This is a genomic window from Sorangiineae bacterium MSr11954 (assembly GCA_037157815.1).
Lineage (GTDB): Bacteria > Myxococcota_A > Polyangia > Polyangiales > Polyangiaceae > Pendulispora > Pendulispora albinea.
The window spans coordinates 6,606,848-6,622,891 of the sequence record CP089984.1; the positions used below are offsets into that span (position 1 = coordinate 6,606,848).

At 68.4% G+C, this 16,044-nt stretch carries 13 protein-coding genes and 1 pseudogene; 9 read left to right on the plus strand and 5 right to left on the minus strand.

Annotation, left to right across the window (positions count from 1 at the left end; genetic code table 11):
- The first annotated feature begins 53 nt into the window (after positions 1-53).
- Both LZC94_25440 and LZC94_25445 read left to right on the plus strand, forming a co-directional pair.
- Positions 54-2,453: a hypothetical protein gene (locus tag LZC94_25440; protein WXB11207.1), complete on the plus strand. Its 2,400-nt coding sequence runs from the start codon at positions 54-56 to the stop codon at positions 2,451-2,453.
- Positions 2,450-3,340 (plus strand): carboxypeptidase-like regulatory domain-containing protein, encoded by an 891-nt coding sequence (locus LZC94_25445; GenBank protein ID WXB11208.1) that lies wholly within the window; start codon positions 2,450-2,452, stop codon positions 3,338-3,340. Before LZC94_25440 ends, LZC94_25445 begins: the two co-directional genes overlap by 4 nt.
- A 57-nt stretch (positions 3,341-3,397) precedes the next feature.
- On the opposite strand, the gene LZC94_25450 is transcribed toward LZC94_25445, so the two are convergent.
- Genes LZC94_25450 through LZC94_25460 form a run of 3 tightly spaced genes read right to left on the minus strand, consistent with a single transcriptional unit; the run spans position 3,398 to position 6,397 of the window.
- Positions 3,398-4,987, minus strand: coding sequence for a GMC family oxidoreductase (locus LZC94_25450; GenBank protein ID WXB11209.1), 1,590 nt, complete (start codon positions 4,985-4,987; stop codon positions 3,398-3,400).
- Positions 4,968-5,489: a hypothetical protein gene (locus LZC94_25455; protein ID WXB11210.1), complete on the minus strand. Its 522-nt coding sequence runs from the start codon at positions 5,487-5,489 to the stop codon at positions 4,968-4,970. Before LZC94_25455 ends, LZC94_25450 begins: the two co-directional genes overlap by 20 nt.
- Before the next feature lie 14 nt (positions 5,490-5,503).
- Positions 5,504-6,397, minus strand: coding sequence for a GntR family transcriptional regulator (locus LZC94_25460; protein WXB11211.1), 894 nt, complete (start codon positions 6,395-6,397; stop codon positions 5,504-5,506).
- A gap of 169 nt (positions 6,398-6,566) precedes the next feature.
- Here LZC94_25460 and LZC94_25465 point away from each other — a divergent pair, with 169 nt between their 5' ends.
- Positions 6,567-7,616, plus strand: coding sequence for an aminotransferase class I/II-fold pyridoxal phosphate-dependent enzyme (locus LZC94_25465; protein WXB11212.1), 1,050 nt, complete (start codon positions 6,567-6,569; stop codon positions 7,614-7,616).
- On the plus strand, positions 7,613-8,722 hold the full coding sequence (locus LZC94_25470; protein ID WXB11213.1) for a tetratricopeptide repeat protein: 1,110 nt from the start codon (positions 7,613-7,615) through the stop codon (positions 8,720-8,722). Before LZC94_25465 ends, LZC94_25470 begins: the two co-directional genes overlap by 4 nt.
- 885 nt (positions 8,723-9,607) lie before the next feature.
- Here LZC94_25470 and LZC94_25475 read toward each other — a convergent pair.
- Positions 9,608-10,027: a hypothetical protein gene (locus LZC94_25475; protein ID WXB11214.1), complete on the minus strand. Its 420-nt coding sequence runs from the start codon at positions 10,025-10,027 to the stop codon at positions 9,608-9,610.
- Between the two features lie 89 nt (positions 10,028-10,116).
- Between LZC94_25475 and LZC94_25480 the strand changes: the two genes are divergently transcribed.
- The 5 genes and pseudogenes from LZC94_25480 (at position 10,117) to LZC94_25500 (ending at position 14,337) form a co-directional block, all read left to right on the plus strand.
- A complete protein-coding gene (locus LZC94_25480) occupies positions 10,117-10,815 on the plus strand; it encodes a hypothetical protein (protein ID WXB11215.1) in 699 nt (232 codons plus the stop codon).
- Positions 10,816-11,473: 658 nt separating this feature from the next.
- Positions 11,474-11,560 (plus strand): annotated as a pseudogene (locus tag LZC94_25485) (NADH-quinone oxidoreductase subunit I).
- A gap of 423 nt (positions 11,561-11,983) precedes the next feature.
- The gene (locus tag LZC94_25490; protein ID WXB20244.1) at positions 11,984-12,778 is read left to right on the plus strand and encodes an FHA domain-containing protein; all 795 of its coding nucleotides are present in this window, start codon (positions 11,984-11,986) and stop codon (positions 12,776-12,778) included.
- Complete coding sequence (locus LZC94_25495; GenBank protein ID WXB11216.1) at positions 12,775-13,998, plus strand: Stp1/IreP family PP2C-type Ser/Thr phosphatase; 1,224 nt, start codon at positions 12,775-12,777, stop codon at positions 13,996-13,998. The genes LZC94_25490 and LZC94_25495 overlap by 4 nt, the downstream gene beginning before the upstream one ends.
- Positions 13,999-14,079: 81 nt before the next feature.
- The gene (locus LZC94_25500) at positions 14,080-14,337 is read left to right on the plus strand and encodes a hypothetical protein (GenBank protein ID WXB11217.1); all 258 of its coding nucleotides are present in this window, start codon (positions 14,080-14,082) and stop codon (positions 14,335-14,337) included.
- A 119-nt stretch (positions 14,338-14,456) separates the two neighbouring features.
- Here LZC94_25500 and LZC94_25505 read toward each other — a convergent pair whose 3' ends face one another.
- A complete protein-coding gene (locus tag LZC94_25505; GenBank protein ID WXB11218.1) occupies positions 14,457-15,992 on the minus strand; it encodes a serine/threonine protein kinase in 1,536 nt (511 codons plus the stop codon).
- Positions 15,993-16,044: the final 52 nt, after the last annotated feature.

Genomic DNA, 16,044 nt, shown 5'->3' on the forward strand with positions numbered 1-16,044 from the left:
CTCCGGCGCCCTGACTCCAAGGGTCTCGTGCACGTAGCACGGAGGAGCGAACGATGCGGATGGTTCCCGTAGGAACACTGCTGATCATGGGTCTGTCCATCGCGAGCGGCTGCCTCACGCGGAAGGTCGGCTCCCTCACGCCGGACACCACCGAGAGCTTCACGCGGATGGTGCGCACCACCGCGGTGGACAAGGTCGATCTCCTGTTCATGATCGACAACTCCCGCTCGATGGGGGACAAGCAGAACTACCTCAAGTCCGCGATCCCCGATCTTCTGAACCGCCTCGTCACCCCCAACTGCGTCGACGAGAACGATCCCAACGAGATCCTCGGCGTCTCCCGCGACAACGGGGTGTGCCCCGCGGGGGCGAAGGTGGAGTTCCCGCCCGTGCGCAACATGCACATTGGGGTGGTCACGTCCTCGCTCGGCTCGAGGCTGGGGCTCCTGGACGAGTGCAACCCCGACCAAGCTCTCTCCAATGGGCTGAACGCGCACAACGACGATCGGGGTCACTTGATCAACCGCGCGACGGCCGCGGAGACCCCGGTCGCGACCATGCAGCCGTCGAACTTTCTCGCCTGGTTTCCGAAGGTGCCGGACAACGCGACGAAGAGCCCCGGCCCCGGCGCCGTGCCCTTCGACGATGCCGCCAAGTTGCAGCAGCAGTTCCAAGACGTGGTGGCCGGGGTGAGCCAGTTTGGGTGCGGCATCGAATCGCAGCTCGAGAGTTGGTACCGGTTCCTCGTTCAGCCGGATCCTTACGAGAGCTTGGCGATCGACAAGGAGCCGGACGGTACGGAGCGCGCGAAGTGGGTGGGCGTGGATTCGACCATCATCAAGCAGCGCCACGATTTTCTGCGGCCGGATTCCCTGGTGGCCGTCATCGTGCTCAGCGACGAGAACGACTCCGAAATCGATGTGCGAGCCTTCCACGGCACCGCGTTTCACTTCATGCAACCGGTGGGCTCCCCGCGCGGGAGCTACACCCCCGGCCGGGGCACCGCTCCTTGCGAAGCGCACCCGGAGGATCCCGCGTGCACGGCGTGCGACTTCCTGAGCGCCGAACGCAGGGCGGCCGACCCGAGTTGCCGGAAGGGCCCGTATACGAGCAACGACGACTGGGGGGCCAACATGAACCTCCGGCACGTGCACACCAAGGCCAAGTACGGCGCCGATCCGCAGTTTCCCATTTCGCGTTACGTGACCGGGCTCACCTCCCCCCGCATCCCCGATCGCACGGGCGAATATCCAAAGCTCGGCAACTACGTCGGGCAACCCAATTGCCAAAATCCGCTATTCGCCGCGTCGCTCCCGGACGGGAGCGATCTTTCGCCCCAGGCGCTCTGCAATCTTCCTCCTGGCTCGCGAACCACGGACCTGATCTTTTACGCGCACATCGGCGGCGTACCGCACGCGCTCTTGCACTTCGATCCCAACGACGCAGAAAAGAGCCGGCTGACCGACGCGGACTGGACGAAGATCCTGGGCCGCGATCCGCTTGGCTACGACTACACGGGGATCGATCCGCACATGATCGAGTCGTACGAGCCTCGCCCCGGGGTGGGGCACCCCGAGACCGAGGCCGGCAACGGGGCGGATCCCGTGCACGGGCGCGAGTGGATCACCAACGCGCGGGGCAGCGTCGACCGGCAGTTCGCGTGCACCTTCGAGACGCCGGAGATCGACTGCACCAAGCCCGAGAACGGGGACATTTGCGATTGCCCCAAGTCGGCAGAGGACGCGGCGAAGATCCCCGCCTCCCAGCGTCCACCGCTGTGCAAGCCGGGCGATCCGACCAAACAGATCCGCGCCAAAGCGTATCCGACCATTCGCGAGCTGCTGGTCGCCCGGCTCATGGGGCGACGAGGTGTGGTCGCGTCGATTTGCCCCGAGCACGTGCGGGAGGAGTCGCCCAACGATCCGCGCTATGGGTACCGCCCGGCGGTGGCGAGCATCGTCGATCGGCTGAAGGACGCGTTCCTGACCCAGTGCGTGCCGCGAAAGCTCTCCGTGCAAAACGAACAGGTGCTCTGCCATCTGCTCGAGACCTTGCCGGAGCCCGGCGATCAAGGCGCGTGCGACAACCCCGCCAAGGGGCTCCGGCAGCCCGATCCGGGGGTGCTGTCGCAGTTCCTCGATGAAAAGGTGAAGGAGTGGGAGCGCGGGGGCGGCGCGAAGTCCGGGCTCCCCCATCCGCGCACCTTGCCGGTGTGCGAGATCGTTCAATTGCCCGCGCTCCAGGATTGCTCCAAGTCGGACTCCGACCACGCCGGCTGGTGCTACGTCGAAGGCGGCAAAAGCAGCGAGAGCAGCCGCTGCGCGCAGGCGATCCTCTTTTCGAAGAAGGCCAAGGCGCCCTCTGGCGCCGTCGTCGATATGCAGTGCCTCGTTCTCGCGGACGAGGACGCAGGCGCCAAGGACGCAGGCGTGAAGGACGCAGGCGCCAAGTGAAGGTGCTCGGTGGGGATCGCGGGCGGGTCGCGCTTGCGGCGTTCGCGTGGCTCCTTGCGCTGCTCGGCGCGGCGCCGGCGTGCCGCGATCGGCGCGATCCGGAGAGCGGCGCGGTGCCTCCTGCGGCGGGTCCCGTCAACGCGCTGGCGGTGCCGAGCGAAACGATCCTGGCGGCGGTGAATCCGCAGGGCCTCGGCGCGTACCAGGGCCCCGTCGGTGTCATCGAGGGGACGATCGCCGTGCGCGGCGACCTGCCGCCCGTGGCCACCGAGGGCGACTACCGTGCGTGCCCGCAGGCCAAGGAGCTCGATGCGCCCCTCTTTCGCGAGGGGGCGCCGCTCGCGCATCGGCCGGGGGCGCGGGCGCTCGCCGACGCGGTGGTGGCCGTCACCGGCTACGACGGGTTCTATGTGCCCGAGCGCGCGGAATCGAAGCGCATCGTCTTCGAAAAAGGGTGCGCCTTTTCATCCCGCGCCGTGACCCTCACCTTCGGACAGCGCCTCGAGATCGCCAATGCATCGCACATCGTTCTGGCCCCCGCCTTCGACCAAGCGCCCAACCCCGCGCTGATGGTCGCGGCGCCCGCGGGGCGCGGGGATCCCGTCCACCTCTACCCTCCCCGCCCCGGCTACTTCACGTTGCGCGATCGCATGGGGAGCGACTTCGTCAAGCTCGACGTCTACGTGCTGCTGCAGCCGCTCCACACGGTGAGCGCCGCCGACGGCTCGTACCGCATCGAGGGCGTCCCCGCCGGGGTTCGCACCATCCACGCGCGCCTCGCAGCCATCGGCGAGACCGAAACGACCGTGGACGTGCGCCCTGGCATCGTCCACACCGTGGACCTAACCCTCGCGTACCACCGCGAGCCGCACACGCCGCGCCGCTGACGCACACGCCGCTAAACGCGCACGCCGCGCCGCCAAACGCGCGCGCCGCGCCAGCAGCTACGCCGCCATTCCGGCCGAGGCCCGCTCGGCGATCCGGCTCGCTGCGAGGCGGGCAATCGCCATGATCGAGTGCTGCGGGTTGACCCCGAGGTTCGTCGGAAAGAGGCTCGAGTCGACCACGTAAAGGCGCTCGGTGCCGTGCACGGCGAAGTTCAAGCCCACGGCGCTGGAGCGCGGATCGGGGCCCATGCGGGCGGCGCCGAAGAGGTGGGTCGCGATGAACGAGTAGGCCCGCGGATCGAGGGGGCCTTCGGCGATCAGCTTGATGTCGGCGCGCGACGTCAGCACCGACGGAACGCCGTGGATGCCGGGCCAGATCTCGCGCGCCCCCGCGTCGAAGAGCAGCTCGGCGATGGTGGTGCACGCCGTGCGCGTCGCGACCATGTCCGCGTCGGTCAGGGTGAGACGAACGCGGGCGCCGCCGCCCCACGCGGGGCGCACGGTTCCTTGCGCTTGCGAGCGCACTTGCGCCGCCCAGATGGCGATGTTCCCGTAGTCGGCCAGCCGGTTCGTGAGCTCCGCCCCGGCGCCGGGCAGGCGCGCGGCCACCAGCTCGGGCGGCAGCGCGATGGTCTCGAGCTTGAACCGATGCGAGCGTCGAAAATGGATGCTCTCGGCCCCTTGCGTGGCGCCGAACTCCATCCGAATCGGCGTGTCGAACCTCCCCGCGAGCCCCAGGCCCGGGTGGATCTGGAAATGTTCGCCCAGCGCCATGGCGCGTACCCCGCTCCGCTGCAGGATCACCGGCGTCTGCACGGTGCTGGCGGCGAGCACCACCCCCTTGCGCGCCGTGAGCGTGATGCGGCGGTTGGTGGCCCTCCATGGATCGGAGCTGGTGCTGCGGCCCTGGATGCCCACCGCGCGGCCGAAGCGGCAGAGGACCTCGTCGACCCGGCAGGACGTGAAGATGCGGGCGCCGCGCTTCAAGGCGGCGGGCACGTAGGTCACGCTCATCCCGCGCTTGGCCGCGGTGGGGCAGCCGTTGAAACAGCGCGCGCTGCCGCGGCAGCCGTTGTCGTAGCGGTGCATCCGGCCCGCTTGGTAGTTGCGGGTGCGCGCGTGCTGGAGGAAAAGTCCGTTGTTGTTCCCCAGCACGTCGAGCTCCACGGCTTGCACGTGCAGATCGCGCTCGAGGGTCGCGAAGTGCGGCTCGAGCTCGCGCATGGTCAATGTCTTGCCGAGACCGAAGCGGGCGGCCCAGTCGTCGAGCACGTCCTCGGGCGTGCGCCAGGCGATGGCCGAGTTGATGACCGTGCTCCCGCCCACGCACCGGCCCTGCAAGAGCGGCAAGAAGCTGCGCCCCTCGATGGCCTGCATGGCGCTGTCGCGAAGCATGCGGCGGAGGGCGCCGTGCACGTCCTCGCCGAACTCACGCGTCTTGACCCACGGGCCCTCCTCCACGATGGCCACCGAGTGCCCGGCCGACACCAAGGTGTGCGCCGCCACCGCGCCGGCCGCGCCCGAGCCGACCACGATGAAGTCGAAGACGTCTTTGACGTCGCGCGTGAGGCGCTCTCCATCGACCACCGCGCCCTCCGGCAGATCGTCGTCGGGGAAGCGAATCGGATCAAGCGACGGACTGCTCATCGTGCGCCTCCTCGCCCTCGTGCGGCTCCTCGTGCTCGTCGTGCTCATCGTGCTCGCCCCCCGCGGCCGCCGGCTTGCGACCGACGCCGATGAGGCGGGTGCCGGATTGGTTGACCTCGGGGATCGTGCGGGGCGTGGCCGCCAAGATGGCCTCGCGCACCGCGGGTGCGCCGGCGTAGAGGACGGCGCCCACGGCCTTGAGCAGCATCACCAGCTGCCGCACCACGTAAATGGGGCTCGTGAGCAGGTTCCGGATGACGGTCGCGCGCGAGCTCTCGTCGAGCGACGCGATGGTGGCGAAGCGATGAAGCACGAACAGGGGCGCCAGCGCGACCAGCCAGATGGCCAGGCGCAGCCCCAGCGCGGAGCGGAACGGGACACGACTGCGTGTTTCGGCGAGGTAGCTTTCGAGATCGAGGTCGCAGATCCCGAGGGGGAGCCGTTCGCTCGACCCCGACGGGAAGATGGCGCCGAACGCAGCGTGCGCCCAGCGCATTTCCATACGACTCAGTCTCCTCATGCTCTCCCCCTCGCGCCGGCGGTGGGATCGCCACGCCGACCAGACGCCCCTGACGACTTGGATGCAGACCTCGCCCCGCCGGCACCGGAGTACGAGTCGTCTTCTGTGGTCGCCGAGCGCTTACTGGCCCCCGACTTGGGCCCCGCTTCGCCGTGCCGCGCTTGCCACGCGACGTCCGCCGCCTCCAGCAGCTGCTTCAAGGTGTCCCGCGCGGCCACGGGATCGCCGGCGCGGATGAGTCCGATGATCAGGGGGTAGAACGCCAGCGTATCCTCGGGCCGATCGTAGAGCTCCGCCACGAGGCCCGGCTGTTCGTCGGGGAAGCGCGCGAAGGTGTTGAGCAAGAGCTCCAGCCCGATGTTGCGGGTGGCGCGGAGCACGGCGCGCTCGAACGCAATGTCACCGCGCGCGAAGGCAACGCGGTCCACCACGCGGCCCTCTTGCTCGCGGGCGCGCTGCTCGAGCGCCTCCAGATCGGCCGCCGTATGGCGCTTGGCCGCCAGGCCAATGGCCTCCGAGGCCACGATTCGCCGCACCTCGAGCATGGCGGTGAGCAGCTCCCGCCCCGCGCGTCCCTTCACGAAACCTTCTTTGGACCAGTTGGAGCCGATGAGGGTGGCCAGCGCCTCCAGCCCCGCGCGCTCCCGCCACGAGGCGACCACGGTACCGGCGCCATGGCGGGTGACGATGAAGCCCAGCGCCTCCAGCCGCGCCAGGGCGGCCCGCAAGGTGAGGCGGTTGACCCCGAGCGCCAGCGCGAACTCGCGCTCCGACGGCAAGCGCGATCCCGCGGCCAAACGGCCCGACAAGATCTCGTCCTGCAGCCGATCGGCGACCGCGTCCACGACGCTCGAGCGCGCGATGGGACCGATGGCGGCCAACGTTTCCAACGGAGACGAAGCGGCCGGGGGCGATGCAGCTGGCCGACGTGTGCGCATATCGAGTCCTCGACTGGTTCAACCAGTTAAGCACCTTTGGATCCCATCGGCAAACCGCGGCCCCCCTCCGGGACGTCGTTTGGCCCATGCACGCCGGAAAAAAGGCCGTTAGATTCGCAATATGATCGATCTCCGCAGCGACACGGTGACCCGACCCACCCCAGGCATGCGCCAGGCGATCGCCCACGCGGAGGTCGGAGACGACGTCTACGGCGATGATCCGACCACGCGGGGGCTCGAGGAAGAGGTCGCGCAGCTGCTCGGCAAGGAGGCGGCGATCTTCACCACGTCGGGCATCATGGCCAACCAGCTGGCGCTCGGGGTTCAGACGCGGCCGGGGGACGAGGTCATCGTGGGCGAGGGCGCGCACGTGTTCTCCAACGAGGGCGCGGCGGGCGCGGCGCTCTCCAACGTGCAGTTCGCGGTGACCGGCGTGGGGCGCGATGGCTTCCTCACGGCCGACGAGGTGGAGGCGGCCATCAAGCCGGTGGCCAATTGGTTCCCGCGCACGTCGCTGGTGTGGATCGAGAACACCATCAACCGCGCCGGCGGGCGCGTATTTCCGCAGGCCGACGTGCGGGCCATCGCCGATCGGATCGCGCCGCACGGGCTCGCGTTGCACCTGGACGGTGCGCGCATCTGGAATGCGAGCGCGGCCACCCAGGTATCGGTGACCGAGCTCGCGGCGCCGTTCGACACGGTCAGCGTGTGCTTCTCCAAGGGGCTCGGCGCGCCGGTGGGGAGCGCGCTCGCGGGCCCCGCGGCGCGGATCAAAGAGGCGCGGCGTCTGCGCCACCGGTGGGGCGGCGGCATGCGGCAGTCGGGGATCATCGCGGCTGGCGCACGCTATGCGCTCGCGCACCACCGCGCGCGTTTGGTCGAGGACCACGCGAACGCGCGGCGCTTCGCGGAGCAGCTGCTCGCGCAAGGTTTGCCTGGTCTCTCGGTGAACCTTGCGGGGGTGGAGACGAACATCGTCAACATCGATCTCGACACCCCGGCGGCCCCCGTCTCCTTGGCCGCGCGCGAGCTCGGTCTCCTGATCAATGCCTCGGCGCCGCGGCGCTTGCGCGCGGTCACGCACCTCGATGTGACGAGCGCGCAGATCGACGAGGCCGTCACCCTTTTGGCGCGCGCGGTCCACGCCTGCCGCACCCACCGGAGCGCATGAAGGCGGTGGCTTCGAAGCTGCTGGGGATCGTCGCCATCGCATGCACCGTCGTCGCGTGCCGCGCCGCCAAGGATCCCGCTTATGTGCGCGCGTTCCACGAGGCCGAGCGCGCGGAAACGGCGGGCCGCTACACCGAGGCGGCGGCGCGCTTCGACAGCGCCGAGGCGATCGCGCCCAACGCGCGCGAGAAGAACCACGCCGCCTACCTAGCCGCCAAGATGCTCGCGCGCGGAGGCGACTACGCCGGCGCGAGCGCGCGTCTCGAGCGGCTCGCGCACCAAACTCCGGAGACCGAGCATACGGCGCGCGCGTTCTACGATCTGGCGGACATCCGCATCGACCACGGCGATCCAGACCGAGGCTACGCCGATCTGGCGGCGCTTTTGGAGAAGCACCCGTCGAGCGGGCTGGCGACGCACGCGCTGACCCGTCTTGCCGCGCACCGCGACGAGACAGGGGGCAAGAAGGACACGATCGCGTGGCTCGATTCGCTCGGAGAGCGCCTGGGGCGCACGGAGCTGGGCGAGACCATCGCCTACCAGGCCGCCTTGCGCACGCAGTCGGTGGGGGATCTCCCTGGGGCGCACGCGCGTTACCTCGCCATCGTCCAGCGCTGGCCCTACCCGTACGGCAACACCTTCGACGACTCGCTCTACCGGGCCAGCGAAATCGACGAGACGTTGGGCAAGCCCGAGGAGGCCATCGCGCACCTGGATCGCATGCTCTCCGAGCGCGAGACCGCGAGCTTGCTCGGCACCTACCAGCGTCCGCGCTACACGCAAGCCGCCTTCCGCATCGCCACGCTCTACCGCGATCGCCTGAACGACCGCAAAAAAGCGCGCGAAGCCTTCCACCGCATCTACAGAGACTTCACCACCTCCGTCCGGCGAGACGACGCGCTCTGGCAAGAGGCCGAGCTCTATCGCCTCGACGGCGAGACCGACAACGCGTGCACGCGCGCATCCACCCTCGTCCGCGAATTTCCGGACTCACGCTACGTGCCGTGCGCGCAGGCCAAGTGCGCGAGCATCAGCCGCCCCGCAAAGAGCAACGCCCCGAAGAAGTGTCACAGCTATCTCCTCCCCCAGGCCGATCGCGACCCCTGAACTCCGCCGGCCGGCCGAAATGCCGGCGCCGTCACCTCGAAAACGCCATCGCGAACCGCGATCGAACGCGAACCCTGAACTCCGCCGGCCGACCGAAATGCCGGCGCCGTCGCCTCGAAAACGCCATCGCGAACCGCGATCGAACGCGAACCCTGAACTCCGCCGGCCGGCCGAAATGCCGGCGCCGTCGCCTCGCAAATACCATCGCGAACCGCGATCGAACGCGAACCCTGAACTCCGCCGGCCCGGCCAAAATGCCGGCGCCGTCACCTCGAAAATGCGCGCACGAACCGCGATCGGTTCGCCGGACGAGCGGCTCTCGAAAAAAGTACCGCCAACGCAAACCATGAACGAGCGGCGGGCGACGTCCAAGTGCGCGAGCATCAGCCGCCCCGCAAAGAGCAACGCCCCGAAGAAGTGTCACAGCTATCTTCTCCTCCAGGCCGATCGCGAACCCTGAACTCCGCCGGCCCGGCCGAAATGCCGGCGCCGTCGCCTCGAAAACGCGCGCACGAACCGCGAACGGTTCGCCGGACGAGCGGCTCGCTTTCGAAAAAAGTACCGCCAACGCAAACCATGAACGAGCGGCGGGGCGGCCGAAGTACCTATGCCAAGCGGGCACGAAGCGCGAACGGCTCGCCGGACGAAGCGCCGGTACCATCGCCGCGCAGCGCGCGCACGAATAGGCAAGCGCGCCCGAGACGGAAATTCGGCCGAGCACCCGCTCACGGCGGTGGTGCACGCGGCCGGGGTGCTCGACGCGGACACAAAAATCATGGGGCCGACGGCCCCCCCTCCACTCCCTTGGACCCAGCGTGGCTTGCACGATGAGGAAGGGATGATGGTGCGCGTTCGTGCCCCGATTTGGCCTTCTACGTTGGTTTTTTAGTCTTCGTCGTCTTCTTCGGACTCTTCGTCCTCGTCGTCGTCTTCTTCGTCTTCATCGTCGAGGTCTTCGTCCTCGTCGAAGTCGTCGTCGTCGACGTCTTCTTCTTCCTTTTCGTCTTCGTCTTCTTCCGGCGAGCCCTTCTTGTCGAACTTCACGTCGATGCCGACGTCGCCAAGCTGGGTGTCGAGCAACTCGAAGAGCTCGTCGATGTCGTCTCCGGACCACTCATCGAGCATGTCGGTGAGGAATTCGAAGAAATCGCCGTTGTCGAGCCGGCGCTCGATCTCTTCAACTTGTTCTTCGGTGAACGCTTCGAGGAGGTCCTCGCGCAACGTCTCCGTGTCGCCTTCTTCGATGGCATCGGCAGCCGATACCCGAATTTGTTTTACCGCACGTTTGTCGAGGTAGATCTCCATGGCGCCCCTGAACGGTGGGATGAGAGGGCGAATACTGGAAGGCGTTGGGCGCTGTCAATAAGGTGCCAAAGAGTTATTCTCGATCGGGCATGCGAACCATGACGTTCTTGGCGGCGGCGATCGCCTGTGCGTACCCGTCCATCTCCGCCGCACAAGACGCGAACCCCTCGAAAACCCCGGGAGAAACCACCCCCGCAACAGGCGGGCCCGAGCTTAGTGTGGCCGACTTGACGGCCCAGGCCCCCGCGCCACCCCCACTGCACGTTCCCTACCTCCAGTACGGCGTCTCCCTCGCCGGCGAGTTCGTTTTGACCCCCGGCCCCGTCTGCGATGTGGCGACACAGCCCCCCGCGTGCGTCCTCAACTCCGGCGGAGGCATCGCCGCCCGCGTCGGGGTTCGCACCGCCGGCCGCTTCTACTTCGGCGGCACGTACTCCTTTACCAAGCAGGACTCCGACAGCCTCTATCGCCTCGCCATCCTTCAGCAAGTCCGCGCCGAGACCCGCTACTACCTGGACACCGGACGAGACGTCGAACCCATGCTGCTCGCCGGGATCGGCCTCGGCGGCTACGGAAACGAATGGGGCATCGATACCGGCGGCCCGCTCGGCTTCTTGGGCGTCGGGGTCGAGCTCCAGATCACCCGGCGGACCGTGGTCGGCATCGCCGCCTCGTACCGGGCGCTCTATCTGAGCTCCTTCGTCGACTCGAGCGAGACCCGCCGCGAAGGAGGGGTCGCGTCGCTCTTCGGGCTGGACCTCATCCTCGAAGCCCGCGATCCGCTTTGACCAGACAACTGCCGCTTGGTTGAAGAGGAGACCCGCGCGACCGCCCGAGCCCGCAGGCGGCGCGACATGCTCGGGACCGCCCAACGTGGCGGCAGGGGGTGAGCCGAAAATCCATGCACGGGACCCTCTTGACGGATCCGCTTCCGGGGTGGTCCCATCGGCCAACTTGAATTGCGGAACGTGCGGGCGGGACAATCCAAGCCATCTGACGTTCTGTCAGGACTGTGGGGCGCGCCTCGCGCCGCGAATTGTCCCCCCGACACCGCCGGTGGGGTTGTCGCGCAACGGTCTGACGGGCGAAGCAGCGGAGCCAACCGCCGCGCCGATGCTCTATGATCTGCCCAAGCGCCGCCCCTCGGTGCCCGAGTTTCACTTCGGCCCGCCGCGCGAATCGAACGCGCCGGATGCGCCGCCGCCCGCGGAGCTCGGGGTGGAGCTGGTCACCTGCCCCCATTGCACCGGTCAGAACCGAATCGGCTCGCGCTTCTGCATGACATGCGGCCAAGTCCTGGTGCCGCCTCCCTCGCCGGAGTTCTCCGCCGCCATCGCCGCCGACCCCATCGCGCCCATGCCGATGCTCGCCATCGGCGCCCCGCCTTCGAGCGCACCGAGGGAGCCCGCCGCCCTACCCACCTCGCCGCCCCCGGCCGCCGCATCGCCCGCGCCTGCGTCGCCCGCACCGGCGCCGCCTGCACTGGCGCTGCCCGCAATTGCGCCCGCGCCGCCCGCACCCGCCATGGCGCCGGCGCCGCGCGCCCTGGAAGCCCTGCCGCAACCGCAGTCCTTGCACGACCGACCCACCCCGGTGCCCGATGGTGGTCCCTCCTCGCGCATCTGCAACCGATGCCGCGGCACCTGCGACGTGTCGGCGGCGTTCTGTAAATACTGCGGCTCCCCCCTCACCGCGCAGCCCGCGCCACGAGCCACGCCCACCCCCGCCCCGGGCCTGATGAGCGCAAGCCCGCCGAGGCCCGAGACCGCAGCCCCCGCACGACCCGAGAACCCGAGCCCCTCGCGGCTCGAAAACGCGAGCCCCCCGCGGGCCGAAAATACCATCCCCCCACGGGCGGAGGCCGCGTCCCCACCCCCGCGCCCTTCCGCCGAGCCCGTGGCGCCCGCGCGCCCCGCGGTTGCGGATGCGCCAGCTCCGGCGCCCGCGCGCGCCCCCATGGCGTCGACCCCCTCGGCCGCGGGTGTCCCGGCGTCGGTCAAGGTCGACCGGGGACGGCTCGTCATCATTGCGAAGGACGGCGGCGAGGGACAGAGCTTCCCGCTGGTGGAGGGACTCGATATCGGGCGCGCCGAGGGGGACGTCGTTCTCGGCGACGATCGCTACCTGTCACCGCGTCATGCGCGGCTGATCTGGCAGCGCGATGAGCTTGTCTTGCGGGATTTGGGGAGCGTCAACGGGGTTTTCCTTCGCCTTTCGAAGAGCCAAAGCTCCAACCCCGCGCACCCACTTCGGGACCAAGATTTGATCCTGATAGGACAACAGGTGATAAGGTTTGAAATCGTGAAGGATGCAGAGGAAGGCCTCGGCCCGGCCATGCAGCACGGTACGCTGCTGTTCGGAACACCGGCGGCACCCCGACATGCACGCTTGTGCCAGCGCACGGTCGAAGGGGTGACCCGGGACGTCTTCCACATCCGGAAAGTCGAAACCGTGCTCGGCCGCGAATCGGGGGACATCGTTTTTACGGAGGATCCGTTTCTCTCCCGAAGGCACGCGGTCATCAAACTGGATGCGATGCGCAAGACCTTCACCATCGCGGACCTTGGATCCTCCAACGGAACTTTCCTTCAAATCCGTGGTGACGCGGTTCTCAAATCGGGAGACGAATTCCGAGTAGGCCAACAACTCTTTCGCATCGTGCTTCCATCGGGAGGGGCCGAAGGGCCCAAGTCGTCTTCGAAGTCCGGCGCGGAAGGCGCGCGACTTCCCAAATCCGGCATCGTGTCGTGACCCAGTCCGAAACCCCCATTCCCCCGAACCCTACGGAGCAGGGGGGTGGAGCGTCCGAGGAGGCCGCCAATCGCGCTCCCGCCGGCCCAGTGCATATCCGCGTCTTCGCACGAACGGATGTGGGGCAGGTGCGCGAGCACAACGAGGACAACTTCCTGGTGGCCGATCTCACGCGCCGCACGCGCGGGCTGCTCGAGGCCAATCGCTCGGCCGATGTCGGCATCCACGGGAGCCTGTTCGCGGTGTGCGACGGCATGGGCGGCGCCGCGGCCGGTGAAATTGCCAGCCAGCTGGCCGTCGACATCATCTACGAAAAGATGCTCGAGGGGCTCGAGCCCACCGTGGTCATCGAGCGCGACGAGCTGGCGCGACGGCTGGTGCGCGCGGTGGAAGCGGCCGGCCTCCGCATCTTCCAAGAGGCCAAGGTCGACCGAACGCGCCGCGGGATGGGCACCACCGTCACCGCCGCCGCGCTGGTCGACGACCATATGTTCCTGGCCCAGGTGGGCGACTCGCGCGGCTACATCCTGCGCGGCGAGCAGCTCATTCAGGTGACCCGCGACCAGTCGCTGGTGAACCAACTCATCGAGGCGGGGCAGCTCACGGAAGAAGAAGCCGAGACGTTCGAGCACAACAACATCATCCTGCAGGCCCTCGGCACGGCCGACTCGGTGCAAGTCGACCTGACCTATGTCGAGCTGCGCCAAGGCGATCTGCTCCTCCTCTGCTCCGACGGCCTCTCGGGCATGATCCGCTACGAAGAGATCCGCGAGGTCCTTCGCTCCTGCACCGAGCCGCTCGACGCCTGCAAGGCGCTCACCGAGCGCGCGAATCAGGCGGGTGGGCACGACAACATCACGGTCATCATCGCGCATTTCGACGGCGAAGGCCTCAAGCCCGCCAGCGCCGAGGGCGACTCCCTCCGCTACCGCAAGTACAACGTCCCCGAAGATCCGAACGACGCCACCTCGGCCGCGCGCCGCTCCACCGATCCGGGCCGCGATCCCAGCGCACCGCCGTCCGATGGTGTCCTTTCAATCCCCCCCGCCGCCGGCGACAAGATCGCAGCCTGGCAAGAGCACGGCCCGCACGCCAACCTCGAAAACGGCGAAGAGCGCATCGAAATCCCTGGCACGCACATCCCCACTTGGCTGGTGGTCACCCTCATCGTGGGCGTGATCGCCATGCTGGCGGGGGCGGCCGTCGTCCTCCTGCGTTAGCGGCGCGAGGGTCCATGCCCGCGCGCCCGCGCTGCGTGTCGCGCACAACCCGTCGCGCGCTTTGTGCTATAAGCACGCGCAATGGCACAAGGGGATCACCACACGGCAAGCCACCGCCTTCTCTTCGAAGAAGTGGCCACCGAAGGCACACGTTGCGACGTGTGCGGTGAGCCCGTGCCGACCGACGACGAAGGCTACGCCATCGGCGGAAGCGGCCTGTATCTCTGGACCCGCGGCGAAGAAGTCCGCTACGAAGAGCCCCCCCTCTGCGGCCGCTGCGGCACCGCCATCGGCGTCATGGCCCTCGCGCAGTGGGATCTCGAAGAGGACGAAGGCTAAAAGCCTCGAACGACCCCGTGCGGAGCTCCCAGCTCGCGCGCGCCTTGCCGAAATGAGCGAACCGCGCGAGGGACGCGATCGTTGCCCGATCGCCCGGCGTGAGCTCGCGCGAGCTCGCCCTACCGGGTCCGATGCGGCGGCGGTGCAGGCTTTACGGCCCCCGCGTCGGGCGGAGCGGCCTCGGGCGGCGGCTCGGGGGGAAGAACGGGCCCCGGAACGAACGACGTGGGGGGCGGCGGCGGCTTGATGACGGGATCGCGCCGGGTCTCCAGCGCGGTGGTGCCCCGCTCGCTGGGCGCGCCCGCGGAGTTGACCCAGTACTGGGCCGCGATGATGGCGATCAGAATGAACACGAACGCCAGACCGCCGCCGATGAGCATGTTCGGCGTGATCTTCCTGGGGTCCTCGGCGGAAGGCTCGGGCGACTCGCCCGTGTTGCGCGTGGTCGGCGCGCCGGTGCTCTGGTTTGGAACGGGCGTGGGCGAGTACGCCGCCGCGGGCGCCGCCGCCATGTGCTGGGGCGGAGCGCCATACGGCGAGTGCATGGGCGCATACGCTCCGGGCGGCGCGCCATAGGCCGACTGCATCGGCGTATAGCCGGCCATCGACGACGCGTTGTTCACGGCGCCCGCCGGCGGCGCGCCGACGGCGCCCATCGCAGGCGGCGTAGGGTTCATCGCGACCATGACCGACGTCCCCGTCGCCGGCCGGCGCGCGATGCTCGCCTCGTTGAACGAAGCCATCGGCATCGTGCGCCCGCGCGGATCGACGGGCGCCGCCATCGCCGGCGCCGACGCGACCGACGCCGAGGCGAGGGCCTCCGCGAGCGCATCGGCGAACTCGCGCGCGTTCTGGAACCGCTGCCCGGGATCGCGGGCCGCGGCGCGCAGCCACCAGCCATCGAAGGCGTGGGGAAGATCGGGCGCGAGCTGCGAGGGGATCGGCAGATCGTGCACGATGATCTGCATCAGCACCTCGGCGAGCGACGGGCTCGGAAACGGGCGCTTGCCCACCAGGCAGTAGAAGCAGATCACCGCGAGCGACCAGAGATCGCTGCGATGATCGACGCTGCGGCTCCCCTGCGCCTGCTCCGGGCTCATGTAATAGGGCGTTCCAAGCAGCGCGCCCACCCGCGTTTGCTGGTTGGCTTCGTCCGACGTCAGGCTCTTGGCGATGCCGAAGTCCAGGATCTTCACCAGCTCGCGATCGTCGTCGGGGACGAGGAACACGTTGTCGGGCTTGAGATCGCGGTGCACGATCCCTTCCTGGTGCGCCTTGGTCAGCCCCCGGCAAATCTGCTGTACGATCCCGATCACCTCGGAGGCCGACAAGCGGCCCTTGCGCTTCAAACGCTTTCCGAGATCTTCGCCATCGAGCAATTCCATGGCGATGTAAGGTCGCCCCTGGCACACACCGTGATCGAGAATTTGAACGACGTGCGGGCTCCGCAATTGCGCGGCCGCCTTGGCCTCCCGCTCGAAGCGCTGTTGCGCATCGGCCTGGGCAGCAAACTCACCCTCGATGAATTTGATCGCGCATGGAATGTCGAGCCCGAGGTGCGTCGCGTGCCATACCGACCCCATCCCACCCCGACCGAGAAGTCGATTGAGACGAAAACGGCCTCCAATGACGTCATTTTCAGCGAGACGCTGCATGCCCCTTCCGATCCGAGCACAGTATTATCCGGGTAAAGCGAGAAGCCCACAA